The organism is Pseudochrobactrum sp. B5, from assembly GCF_001939785.1.
Lineage (GTDB): Bacteria > Pseudomonadota > Alphaproteobacteria > Rhizobiales > Rhizobiaceae > Pseudochrobactrum > Pseudochrobactrum saccharolyticum.
In genome coordinates, this window is the sequence record NZ_MOYL01000001.1 from 76,973 (window position 1) to 89,759 (window position 12,787).

The window sequence follows — 12,787 nt, forward strand, 5'->3', positions numbered from 1 at the left end:
ACTGTGGCAGAGCAAGATCAGTAATCATCATCCTGCGTCGGGACAAGAATATCGCGTTTGCCCGCATGATTGGCAGGTCCCACAATACCCTCTTCCTCCATACGCTCGATGATCGAAGCTGCGCGGTTATAACCAATGCCGAGACGGCGCTGGATATAGCTGGTTGAAGCCTTTTTATCGCGCAGCACCACGGCTACAGCCTGATCGTAAGGATCATCGGAATTTTCCAGATTGGACGTACCGGAAGGTGCGGAACCGCCCTCGTCCTCATCATCTTCCATAACGGCATCCAGATATTCCGGCACGCCTTGCGCTTTAAGGTGCTGAACCACCTGTTCAACTTCATCATCGCCGACAAAAGGCCCGTGAACACGCTGGATACGCCCGCCACCGGCCATAAATAACATATCACCCATACCCAGCAGCTGTTCAGCGCCCTGCTCGCCCAGCACCGTACGGCTGTCAATTTTGGAGGTAACCTGAAACGAAATACGGGTCGGGAAATTCGCCTTGATCGTACCGGTAATCACATCCACCGACGGGCGCTGCGTTGCCATAATCACATGGATACCGGCAGCACGCGCCATCTGCGCAAGACGCTGCACCGCACCTTCAATATCTTTACCGGCAACCATCATCAGATCGGCCATTTCGTCGATAATCACGACGATATATGGCATTGGCGACAGATCCAGCTCTTCGGTTTCATAAACCGCCTCACCGGTATTGCGGTCAAAACCGGTCTGCACCGTGCGGGAAATCTGCTCGCCTTTTTTCTCAGCCAGTGAAACACGGCTGTTAAAGCCGTCAATATTGCGCACACCGACTTTCGACATTTTGCGATAGCGGTCTTCCATCTCGCGCACAGCCCATTTCAGGGCGACAACCGCTTTTTTCGGATCAGTCACAACAGGGGTAAGCAAATGCGGAATACCGTCATAAACGGAAAGTTCCAGCATTTTCGGATCAATCATAATCAGGCGGCATTCCTGCGGGGTCATGCGATAGACCAGCGACAGGATCATGGTATTAATCGCCACAGATTTACCGGAACCTGTGGTACCGGCTACCAGCACGTGAGGCATTTTGGCGAGATCGGCAATCACCGGCTCGCCATTAATGGTCTTGCCCAATGCCAGTGCCAGTTTGGTTTTGGTCTGCATGAAATCACGGCTCGCCAGCATTTCACGCAGGAATACCATTTCGCGCTTCGGATTAGGCAGTTCAATACCAATCGCATTGCGCCCCGGCACCACCGCCACACGGGCAGAAATTGCACTCATGGAGCGGGCAATATCATCGGCCAGACCGATCACACGGGAAGATTTAATCCCCGGCGCCGGCTCCAGCTCATACATGGTCACAACCGGACCCGGCTTGACCTGAATAATCTCACCGCGCACACCGAAATCTTCCAGCACACCTTCCAGAACACGGGCATTCTGCTCCAGCGCTTCTTTTGACAGTGACGGGTCACGCGCAACCACTTTCGGTTCGCTCAGATAATTGAGATCCGGCAACATGAAGCGACCGCCATTATTCACCGGATGCGTTGGTGCACGGGCTGTCGGTGCCTTTCGTGCCGCCTGCATGCGCGGTGCTTGTGCCTGTGCAGCCGCAGGTTGCTGCGGTGCCGGTCCATCATCATAATCATCATCGTCAAAATGCATGTCATCAGCAGCATGACCGGCAGGTTCAAAGCCCGGTTCAAAGCGCTGACCTGCACCCCGACGCGCGACTGTTACATCACCGAACGGATCATCATCACGGTTGCGTTTGCGCGATGAAGACGGATTGCGCTTCAGACCGAACATGCGCCGTACCGATGCCTTGGCGCTCAGCATCCAGTGCGATGCAGCACCCAAGGTCGATGCGGACAGGGTTGAGAAAAAGCCCGCGCGGATTTCACCGGTTTCCTCATCATAGTCTTCATCATAATGATCATCTGCGACCTGACGGGCTTTGGCACGGACAGGTTTTGTCAGGCTGCGCTCACGGCCGATCAAACCACTGGCAAAGGCGCATAACCACAAAGCCGGAACAGACAAAATAACAGCAATACCAAGCGCAATCACACCGGTAGGGAATTCCCCCAAAAACACACCCGGTACTTTGAGCACCATATCGCCGAACACACCGCCAAGCCCGATCTGCATCGGCCAGCTTTCCGGCGGCGTGACACAGCTGGCAATCGCAGCAAACAGCAAGGATGCAAAAAACCATGCGGAAATACGTCGTGCCAAACGGTCAATACGACCATTGACGATCATCAAAATGCCCCAGAAAACCAGCGGCAGCAGCACAACAACACTGGAAAGACCATAAAACTGCATGGCAAGATCGGCAAAAACCGCACCCGGATAACCTGCAGCATTGGTCACTTCATTGGCAGTCGCATGGCTGAAACTCGGATCAGCCACATTCCATGTGGCAAGTGCGGCAACAGCGCCCGCCACCAAAGCCAGCAGCAACAGGCCGGAGAAAATATCAATCTGACGACGCAGCAAAGCGCTGAGCCTCAGACGTTCTCCCCGAATTTCCTGTTCATCTGGCCCGTAGGACGGTGAATAGCCTTGCCGCATGAAACCTGCCTCAATTTTTTTCACCTGTTTCAATCCGCAGAAATGCGGAAGACAGGTAAATTTTATGAATCGCGTCCGATCATACAATAACGGTAGTTAAGACAGCATTAACCATGAGTCCATCATTCCTTGACATATTCAGCAGGCTTAAAATACAGAAACACGCCCGTTTTCGGGCGTGTTTCTGTATTTTCACTCTGTTTTGCAGTGCATATCTCAGTCGCGGACGCGGATCAGACCTTCCTGCGCCGTAGAGGCAATCAGCACACCGTCACGGGTAAAGATTGAACCACGGTTGAAGCCGCGCGCACCGGTCGCCATAGGACTGTCCTGACTATAGAGCAGCCAGTCATTCAGCCGGCACGGATGATGGAACCACATCGAATGATCAAGACTGGCAACCTGCATACCCGGATCAAATACTGCGCGCCCGTGCGCATGCAGTGACGTATCCAGCAAAGTCATATCTGAGAGATAGGCCAGAATTGCCGCCTGCAATGCACGGTCATCCGGCACCTCACCGCAGGCGCGCACCCAGACATTTTGCTCCGGCGGCAGCGGATCTTTGGTGAGATAATGGCTGAGCGATACCGGTTTCATATCAATCGGCTGGTCGCGCTCCAGATATTTGCGCACGGCCTTTGGCGCCATCTGAATATATTGCTCTTTCATATCTTTGATGCTGAGCAGTTTTTCCGGCATCGGTACATGAAGCGGCATCGGAATCTGATGCTCAAGCCCTGCTTCATCAATCTGGAACGAGGCAGACAAAGTAAAAATAGCCTCGCCATGCTGGATCGCCACAACCTGACGGGTCGAAAAACTCGAACCGTCACGAAGCCGTTCCACACGATAAATAATCGGAATGGAAGGATCGCCGGGGCGCATGAAATAGCCGTGCAGGGAATGGACAAAACGCCCTTCCTCAACAGTGCGCTGTGCCGCAACCAGTGCCTGACCGATCACCTGCCCGCCAAAAACCCGCTGCCAGCCCACCTGAGGGCTGCGACCACGGAACAGATTATGTTCCAGCGGCTCCAGATCAAGGATCGACAAAAGTTCTTTCATTGCTTCAGACATAGGAAACTCATTTTCTGCGACAGCTAGAGCATTTCACAGTCAAGTTGGATCAACTTGACGCCCGTGACAATGCGACCAAACAAAAAACCTAGAGCGAGCGCTGTGCCTCACTCCGGATATAAACCGCTCTAAACTATGGCTACAACCGGTCGTCTGACGGCGCAAGGGATTGCGGGTAAAAACTGCGGCATTTCCGCTTGAGACAAACCGGCTTAAAGCCTATCTACATCTATGTGTTATAAAGCACGAACTGGTTGAAAGAGAACTGACAGTCCTGCAAACCTGTCGTGCAGAGAAGGAAACCGTCATGGCCAAATCGTCCCGCAAATCATCTCCGGCTGCTGCTGAGGCGGCATCTGCTCCGGTCAAAACAGATGTTCTGATCGCGGGCGCGGGTTATGTGGGGATGACCACGGCGGTTGCCATTAAAACCGGCGCACCTCAGCTGGATGTCACAATCATTGATGCGGCACCGGCCGGTCAGTGGAAAAAAGATCCGCGCGCTTCAGCGATTGCCGCTGCTGCCACCCGTATGCTGGAACAGCTTGGCTGCTGGCAGGCGATCAAACCGGATGCACAGCCGATCAATGACATGGTGATCACAGATTCCCGCGTGTCCGATCCGGTGCGCCCTGTTTTCCTGACCTTTGCCGGTGAAGTAAATCCGGGTGAACCCTTCGCCCATATGGTTGAAAACAAGGTTCTCAATGCCTCGCTTCATGCCAAGGCAGCTGAACTCGGTATTCATGTGATTGAAGGCTGCGGTGTTGACGGTTTTACCACCGAATCCAATGCCGTGACTGTAACACTGGCCGATGGCCGCATACTGGAAACAAGACTGCTGGTCGGCGCCGATGGCGTGCGCTCCCGTATGCGCGATCAGGCCGGTATTAAAACCGTTCACTGGAGCTATGGCCAGTCCGGCATTGTCTGCAATGTCTCCCATGAGCGTCCGCATGAAGGCCGCGCGATTGAACATTTCCTGCCTGCCGGGCCTTTTGCCATTCTGCCGCTCAAAGGCAACCGCTCCTCCCTCGTCTGGGCAGAGCGCACTGAAGATGCAAACCGTCTGGTTGCGCAGGATGATTTTGTTTTTGAAGCCGAACTGGAACAGCGCTTCGGTCATCATCTGGGTGAAATTCGTGTTGAAGGCAACAAGCGTGCTTTTCCGCTGGGTCTCACATTGGCGCGTGAATTTGTAAAGCCACGCTTCGCACTGGTCGGTGATGCCGCACACGGTATTCACCCGATTGCCGGACAGGGACTGAATCTCGGCTTCCGCGATGCGGCAACGCTGGCACAGGTGATTGTTGATACCGAGCGCCTCGGTCTCGATATCGGCTCATTTGCTGCGCTGGAAAAATACCAGACATGGCGCCGCTTCGACACCGTGCAGATGGGCGTCAGCACCGATGTACTGACCCGACTGTTTTCTAATGACAATCTGGCACTGCGCACCGTGCGCGATATCGGCCTCGGTCTTGTTGACCGCCTGCCGGTGATGAAGAACTATTTCATCAAACAGGCCGCCGGTTTCGGTAAGGAAAACCCGCGCCTGTTACAAGGTGAAGCGATCTGACAAAAATCTGCTTGGATTGCACTGGATAATAGGCACGTCAAAACTATTTCTTTTCATAGAGTCTCAGACACGGGATCAATTAGGAGAGAGACAATGAACCGAACTGCCACGGCCATCTGGAACGGCGACCTGAAAACCGGCACCGGAAAACTGACAACCCAGAGCACCGCACTCAATGAGCTGCCTTACAGCTTTAAATCACGCACTGAAGATATACACGGCAATGCAGGCACCAATCCGGAAGAACTGATTGGTGCTGCCCATGCGGGTTGTTTTGCCATGATGCTGTCGTCCCTGCTTTCCACCAATGGCACACCGCCAACGGAATTACAGGCAACCGCGACCATCAGCACCGTGCCGAATGAAGGCGGCGGTTTTTCTATTGCCAAAAGCGATCTGACCTTGCGCGCACGTGTCGCCAATATTTCCGAAAATGATTTTCAGAAACTGGCCAAACAAGCCAAAGAAAATTGTCCAGTCTCCCGCGCTTTGAATGCGCTGGAAATCAATCTCACGGCCACATTGCTTTAAATCTGAGTACAATTAAAAAAGCCGCAGATTTGATCTGCGGCTTTTTTCTTTCAAGCGCATCCCGAAAAGTGTGAAGCGGTTTTCGGAATAAGATGTGCGTCAAATCATATAAAAAGAGCGGTTCTAACTATTAACTTGAGCTGGAACCGCTCTAAGCGGGCATGTGACAGACAACTTCAATAATATGCCCGTCCGGGTCTTTAACCTGAGCACTAAAATAGTCCGCATGATAATTCGGGCGTAAAACCGGTGCGCTGTGCTCAACACCGCCTGCACTGAGTGCTGCCTGATAAAAGCGCTCAACCTCGCCGCGTGTGCCCGCCAGAAATGCCAGATGCATCTGCCCCTGATAGGCAGAACCTTTTTGTGAGCCGATCCAGAATTCCGGCTTGCCATGACGGCCATAGCCCTGCCAGTTGCCGAATTCCGTGACAGCATCAATGCCCAGTGGTGCCAAAGCAGCAGAGTAAAAAGCCCGCGCTTTATCTTTATTGGTGACCATAAATCCGATCTGATCCAGCATAGCGGCCTCCGCCAAAGATTACACAACTTATGTAAACACGAAACGCTGACAGCGCGTAAGAGTTGCAGACTAAAGCATAAAAATTTAAGTGCGCTTAATCGGGCAGATTTATGAGGCCAATAAAAAAGGCACCGCGAACGGTGCCTTTTAGTTTTTTGGTTATTCGCCGTGATTATACGCGGCGCTCGACCATCATTTTCTTGATTTCAGCAATCGCCTTCGCAGGGTTCAGGCCTTTAGGGCATGTCTGCGCACAGTTCATGATTGTGTGGCAGCGATAAAGACGGAACGGATCTTCGAGATTATCGAGACGTTCGCCTTTTGCTTCATCACGTGAGTCAATCAACCAGCGATAAGCCTGCAGCAGCACGGCAGGACCGAGATAACGATCGCCGTTCCACCAGTAGCTCGGGCACGAGGTCGAGCAGCAGGCGCAGAGAATGCACTCATAAAGGCCGTCCAATTTGGCGCGGTCTTCATGGCTCTGCAGCCACTCTTTCTGCGGCTCAGGCGAAACCGTTTTCAGCCATGGCTCAATCGAGCGATGCTGTGCATAGAAATGGCTCAGATCAGGCACCAGATCCTTCACAACCGGCATATGCGGCAGAGGATAGATCTTAACAGTGCCTTTGATATCTTCCATGCCTTTGGTGCATGCAAGCGTATTCGAACCATCAATATTCATGGCGCAGGAGCCGCAAATACCTTCACGGCAGGAGCGGCGCAGCGTCAGCGTCGGATCAATCTTGTTCTTGATATACAGAAGTGCATCGAGAACCATCGGGCCGCAATCATCAAGATCGACATAAAATGTGTCGAGACGCGGGTTCTGACCGTCATCCGGCGACCAGCGATAAATCTTGAATTCACGCAGGTTCGTTGCACCCGCAGGCTTGTCCCAGACTTTGCCGGGACGGATCTGCGAATTCTTGGGAAGTGCCAGTTCTACCATTGCTCTTTCCCCAATCCTTAGTAAACGCGCGCTTTAGGCGCAATTTTAGCGAGGCTGATACCACCGTCTTCTTCCTTGACCAGCGGGTCAAGATGAACTGGGCGGCTGCCAAGCGTAACTTTACCGTCTTCTGAGAGCCAGGACAGCGAATGCTTGCGCCAGTTCACGTCATCACGGTTCGGGAAATCCTCATGGGCATGGGCACCACGGCTTTCCTTACGGGCTTCAGCGGCCACAACAGTGGTCATCGCATTGGCCATCAGGTTTTCCAGCTCCAATGTTTCCATCAGGTCGGAGTTCCAGATCAATGAGCGATCAGTCACTTTAATATCCGGCATTTCTTTCCAGATCGCAGCCATACGTTCACAACCCTGTTTCAGGGATTCTGAGGTACGGAATACTGCGGCATCTTCCTGCATGGTGCGCTGCATTTTTTCACGCAGAACAGCAGTCGGAGTGCCACCGTCAGCAAAGCGCAGACGGTCAAAACGTTCCATGATCTTATCGCAGGCAGCGAGATTGAGATCAGGAATTTTTGCAGCGCGGTCAATCACTTCACCGGCGCGGATTGCAGCCGCACGGCCGAATACCACGAGATCGATCAGTGAGTTTGAGCCAAGACGGTTTGCACCATGCACAGACGCACAACCGGCTTCACCCACAGCCATCAGACCAGGCTGTACACGATCAGGATTGTCTTCCGTCGGGTTCAGCGCTTCACCCCAATAATTGGTCGGCACGCCGCCCATATTGTAGTGAACTGTCGGCAGAACCGGAATCGGTTCTTTGGTCAGATCAACACCGGCGAAAATCTTGGCGCTTTCCGAAATACCCGGCAGACGCTCATGCAGAATTGCCGGATCAAGATGATCCAGATGCAGATAGATGTGATCTTTGTTCTTGCCAACGCCGCGGCCTTCACGGATCTCAATGGTCATGCAGCGGGACACAACGTCACGCGATGCCAGATCCTTAGCGGAAGGTGCATAACGCTCCATGAAGCGCTCACCCTCAGAGTTCACAAGATAACCGCCTTCACCGCGTGCGCCTTCAGTAATCAGGCAGCCTGCGCCGTAAATACCGGTCGGGTGGAACTGAACAAATTCCATATCCTGCAGAGGCAGACCGGCACGTGCAACCATGCCACCACCATCGCCGGTGCAGGTATGGGCAGAGGTTGCCGAGAAATACGAACGACCGTAACCGCCGGTGGCCAGAACGACCATTTTAGCGGAGAAACGGTGAATGGTGCCGTCATCCAGATTCCATGCCACAACGCCGGTGCAAACACCGTCAGTCATGATCAGATCAAGCGCGAAATATTCAATGAAGAACTGCGCATTGTTCTTGAGTGACTGGCCGTAGAGAGTGTGCAGAATAGCGTGACCGGTACGGTCGGCAGCAGCACAGGTACGCTGTACCGGAGGGCCGTCACCGAAGTTCTGCATATGGCCGCCGAACGGACGCTGATAGATTTTACCTTCCTCTGTACGCGAGAACGGTACGCCGTAATGTTCCAGCTCATAAACCGCCGCAGGCGCTTCACGGGCCAGATATTCCATGGCGTCTGTATCACCGAGCCAGTCGGAGCCTTTAACAGTGTCATACATATGCCACTGCCAGCTGTCCGGACCCATATTGGAAAGCGAAGCAGCAATACCGCCCTGCGCTGCAACCGTGTGGGAGCGCGTCGGGAAAACCTTGGTAATACAGGCTGTTTTAAAGCCCTGCTCTGCCATACCCAGTGTTGCACGCAAGCCTGCACCACCGGCACCGACAACCACAACGTCAAATTTGTGATCGACATAGGTATATTTGCTGCCGTTAGCAGCTGTGTCTTTAGTTGTTGCCATTTGGCCTATCAACCTCCGAAGCTGAGCTTGAGGATTGCAAATACACTCGCGCCGCCAACAACAATCGCAAAGAAGGTGTTGAGCATAACGCAAACAATCTTCAGGCCTTCGCCGTGAATATAATCTTCGATAATAACCTGCATGCCCAGACGCATGTGATAAACACCGGTCAGAACAAACAGTGCCATCACAATCGCATTAAACGGATGGGCGATTGCAGCGCGGACTTCTGCATAATCTGCACCATTGAGGCAGATAATCAGGCCGATGAAATAAATCACCAGCGGCACAAGTGCGACAGCACTCATACGCTGTGTCCAGAAATGGCCGGTGCCTTCCTTGGCGGAACCAAGGCCGCGAACCTTACCCAGAGGGGTGCGCATATCTTGCATATATCAGTCCTCTCAGCGCAGGCTATAAGCCACAACCCAGATCAGGATTGTCGCAATCACGGAAAATACCACAGTCGCCCAAGCCATTTTGCTGGCGGTGTGTTTTTCGAGGCCTGCGCCCATATCCCAGATGAAATGGCGGATACCGCCTGCCAGATGCTGCATCAAAGCCCATGTGTAGCCGAACAGCACAAGGCGTCCGATCCATGAGCCGAACAGGCCGTTGACGAAATTAAAGCAATCTTCACTGACCGCTGCGGAAATCAGCCATACGGCAAGCAATACGGTGCCGAAATAGAGTGCGCCGCCGGTAATGCGGTGAATGATCGACGTTGTCATGGTAATTGCCGGTTTATAAATCGACAAATGCGGTGACAGCGGGCGCTGGCTTTTGACTATTGGTCTTGTTGTCATAGCTATCCTGGTAAATGTTACCGATAAACAGGCCTTGCTAAACATGCCGCTATACCGGCAAAATCTATGGTCTGTTCATGCCCAACAGAGTCTATATCTATGATGAACCTGCGCCCAGCATAGATATAAACTCTGTCATTTTAACATGCTGCGCAATTCTTGAAGCTTCACAAGCTCAGGAGCCGCGCAGTAGAGCGAATACGGCCAAGATCGTTTAAAGGACGACCATGTTAGGGCTTATCTACTGCGCTTTTGTCACCACGTCAAAGTCACAACCATGCGACCAGCCATGCAATTAGTCGCACCTGAGCAGAGAGATGACGTTTTAAACGGTTTTATGCGGCCTATTACCTGACATCCGCGATAAAAATAAAATCCGGCGGCAGTTAAATTGTCCTGATTATGAGCCGCCGGACAGTGTTTCAACAGGTTTACTGGAGATGTGGTGCAAAACGAATCACAAAACTGCTCCAGTCCGCTGTGGCCGCGACCTGTTCATACAGCTTGCGGCCATCTTCCGGCTGACGCGGTGCATTGAGTGCCAGCTTGCTCCATGAGCGTTCTTCGGCCTTATCAGCCAGCACATCAATCAGAGCCTTGGCGATACCTTTTTTGCGGTGCTCGTGATGGACGTAAATATGATCCACCTGCCCTGCGCGCATGCCCGATACCGGCTCCGGCAGATCATAGAAAATCACAAAGCCGACCAGTACGCCATCAAGCCGCGCACCGAGCAATTCAGCACTGCGATCCTGCAACAGCTTTTCCGCATAATATTCATCCGGACGACGCGGTGCACCACGCTTCAGCGCCTGCGCATAATCGGCCAGCAAAGGCGCAAGTTCACGGGCATCACGTAAGTGAAGCAATGAAATATCAATAGCGTGATCCTGTGTCATGATGCCTTCCCTTTTGGCGAATAAGAACTAGTGGTCTGATTCCGACATTTGCATTCCGTGGGGTATTGTGCAGAGCAAATGTCGGAATCAAAAAGACCACTAAAGACTATATAAAACTAGTGGATTTTTTGAATTTGACGTTTGGAGCAGCGCTTGTGTCAGTCGGCAGCCAAACGTCAAATTCAATCCACTAGAGTAGCTGCTTCGTTAAAAAAAACCAGCCTAATCAATGCTGCTTTAGCTGAAAAGAAAAACCCGCCCATTGATCTTACGCAATGAGCGGGCTTTTTCTTAGGATGCCGAATTAATACCTGAATCAAAAAGCGGCAGGCGCAAGCGAAAATGGTGATTTCGAGAACCGACGCACAGCGTACCTCTGCATAATCCTTTCATCATACGATGAAAGATAAGATTATGCAGCAACTAAAGATCATGGCGTCCTTTGCACGTCCTACGGACGTGCGGCGCCATGAGTACGTGAGCATCGGAAGCACAGAAAATTGCCATTTGCAGCCAAGCATGGCGACTTTTAGATCAGGTATTTAGTTCCAGTCGCGGATATCAACAAAGTGCCCCGCCACGGCTGCTGCCGCTGCCATTGCAGGCGACACCAGATGAGTACGGCCTTTAAAGCCCTGACGACCTTCAAAGTTACGGTTTGAAGTGGATGCACAACGCTCACCCGGCTTCAGACGGTCATCATTCATTGCCAGACACATCGAGCAGCCCGGCTCACGCCAGTCAAAGCCTGCTTCGATGAAAATCTTGTCCAGACCTTCAGCTTCAGCCTGCTCTTTTACAAGACCGGAACCCGGAACAATCATCGCATTGACAGTGGAGGCAACTTTTTTACCTTCAACCATGCGTGCAGCATCGCGCAGATCTTCAATACGGCCATTGGTGCAGGAGCCGATAAAGACGCGATCAATCGCAATATCGGTGATCTTGGTGCCAGGCTTCAGATCCATATATTCCAGCGCACGCCATTTCGATGAACGCTTGGTATCATCCTGAATGTCATCAGGGTTCGGCACCACATCGGTCACAAAAACCACGTCTTCCGGTGAAGAACCCCATGTGACAACCGGTGAGATTTCAGCGGCATCAAGGGTCACGATCTTATCGAAATGCGCACCTTCATCAGAGCTCAGGGTCTTCCAGTAAGCAAGCGCCTGTTCAAACTGCTCACCCTTAGGTGCGCGCGGCTTGCCACGGATATAATCAAAAGTTGTCGCATCAGGCGCGATCAGACCAGCGCGTGCGCCGCCTTCAATCGACATATTGCAGACCGTCATGCGGCCTTCCATGGTCAAAGAGGTGATTGCATCGCCGGCATATTCGATCACATAGCCGGTACCGCCGGCAGTGCCGATTTTACCGATGATCGCCAGTGTAATGTCTTTCGCAGTCACACCTGCTGCCAGTTTGCCATCCACACGCACCAGCATGTTTTTGGCCTTTTTCTGGATCAGGGTCTGGGTGGCCAGTACGTGTTCCACTTCGGACGTACCGATACCATGCGCCAGCGAGCCGAAAGCGCCGTGGGTAGAAGTGTGGCTGTCGCCGCAAACAATCGTCATGCCTGGCAGGGTGAAGCCCTGTTCAGGACCGACGATATGCACAACACCCTGACGCTTATCGCGCTCGGAATAATATTCAACGCCGAACTCGGCCGCATTTTTGGCCAGAGCTTCAACCTGAATACGGCTTTCTTCATTCTTGATGCCATTCACACGATCTGCCGAAGTCGGCACGTTATGGTCAACAACAGCAAGGGTGCGTTCCGGATGGCGCACTTTGCGGCCAGCCATACGCAGACCTTCAAAAGCCTGAGGGCTGGTCACTTCATGCACAAGATGGCGATCAATATAAAGCAGGCAGGTACCGTCATCCTGCTGATCTACCAGATGATCGTCCCAGATCTTGTCATAGAGTGTACGCGGCGCGCTCATGGCTCTTAGTATCCTTTGCAAGCGTTCTGC

General features: G+C 52.6%; 11 protein-coding genes. 2 read left to right on the top strand and 9 right to left on the bottom strand.

Annotation, left to right across the window (positions count from 1 at the left end; all coding sequences use genetic code 11):
- Positions 1-17 precede the first annotated feature (17 nt).
- The gene (locus BKD14_RS00400) at positions 18-2,582 is read right to left on the bottom strand and encodes a DNA translocase FtsK (protein WP_075654700.1); all 2,565 of its coding nucleotides are present in this window, start codon (positions 2,580-2,582) and stop codon (positions 18-20) included.
- Positions 2,583-2,798: 216 nt separating this feature from the next.
- Complete coding sequence (gene tesB / locus BKD14_RS00405) at positions 2,799-3,662, bottom strand: acyl-CoA thioesterase II (RefSeq protein ID WP_033315854.1); 864 nt, start codon at positions 3,660-3,662, stop codon at positions 2,799-2,801.
- Between the two features lie 307 nt (positions 3,663-3,969).
- On the opposite strand from tesB, the gene BKD14_RS00410 reads away from it, so the two are divergent.
- Positions 3,970-5,241 carry a ubiquinone biosynthesis hydroxylase gene (locus BKD14_RS00410; protein WP_075653881.1) on the top strand — a complete coding sequence of 424 codons (1,272 nt, stop codon included), beginning with the start codon at positions 3,970-3,972 and terminating at the stop codon, positions 5,239-5,241.
- A 93-nt stretch (positions 5,242-5,334) separates the two neighbouring features.
- Entirely contained in the window at positions 5,335-5,772 is a 438-nt protein-coding gene (locus tag BKD14_RS00415; protein WP_022709741.1) for an OsmC family protein, read from the top strand.
- Between the two features lie 151 nt (positions 5,773-5,923).
- Here BKD14_RS00415 and BKD14_RS00420 read toward each other — a convergent pair whose 3' ends face one another.
- The 7 genes from BKD14_RS00420 to leuC all read right to left on the bottom strand — a co-directional run bounded on the left by BKD14_RS00420 (position 5,924) and on the right by leuC (position 12,757).
- Positions 5,924-6,295, bottom strand: a complete 372-nt coding sequence (locus tag BKD14_RS00420) for a VOC family protein (RefSeq protein WP_075653883.1) — start codon at positions 6,293-6,295, stop codon at positions 5,924-5,926.
- 172 nt (positions 6,296-6,467) lie between these two features.
- Complete coding sequence (locus BKD14_RS00425) at positions 6,468-7,247, bottom strand: succinate dehydrogenase iron-sulfur subunit (protein ID WP_022709743.1); 780 nt, start codon at positions 7,245-7,247, stop codon at positions 6,468-6,470.
- Between the two features lie 17 nt (positions 7,248-7,264).
- On the bottom strand, positions 7,265-9,100 hold the full coding sequence (sdhA, locus tag BKD14_RS00430) for a succinate dehydrogenase flavoprotein subunit (protein ID WP_075653885.1): 1,836 nt from the start codon (positions 9,098-9,100) through the stop codon (positions 7,265-7,267).
- 8 nt (positions 9,101-9,108) lie between these two features.
- Positions 9,109-9,492, bottom strand: coding sequence for a succinate dehydrogenase, hydrophobic membrane anchor protein (gene sdhD / locus BKD14_RS00435; protein WP_022709745.1), 384 nt, complete (start codon positions 9,490-9,492; stop codon positions 9,109-9,111).
- 12 nt (positions 9,493-9,504) lie between these two features.
- Positions 9,505-9,906 carry a succinate dehydrogenase, cytochrome b556 subunit gene (gene sdhC, locus BKD14_RS00440; protein ID WP_022709746.1) on the bottom strand — a complete coding sequence of 134 codons (402 nt, stop codon included), beginning with the start codon at positions 9,904-9,906 and terminating at the stop codon, positions 9,505-9,507.
- Positions 9,907-10,337: 431 nt separating this feature from the next.
- Positions 10,338-10,805 carry a GNAT family N-acetyltransferase gene (locus BKD14_RS00445; RefSeq protein ID WP_022709747.1) on the bottom strand — a complete coding sequence of 156 codons (468 nt, stop codon included), beginning with the start codon at positions 10,803-10,805 and terminating at the stop codon, positions 10,338-10,340.
- 542 nt (positions 10,806-11,347) lie between these two features.
- The gene (gene leuC / locus BKD14_RS00450; RefSeq protein WP_075653887.1) at positions 11,348-12,757 is read right to left on the bottom strand and encodes a 3-isopropylmalate dehydratase large subunit; all 1,410 of its coding nucleotides are present in this window, start codon (positions 12,755-12,757) and stop codon (positions 11,348-11,350) included.
- Positions 12,758-12,787: the final 30 nt, after the last annotated feature.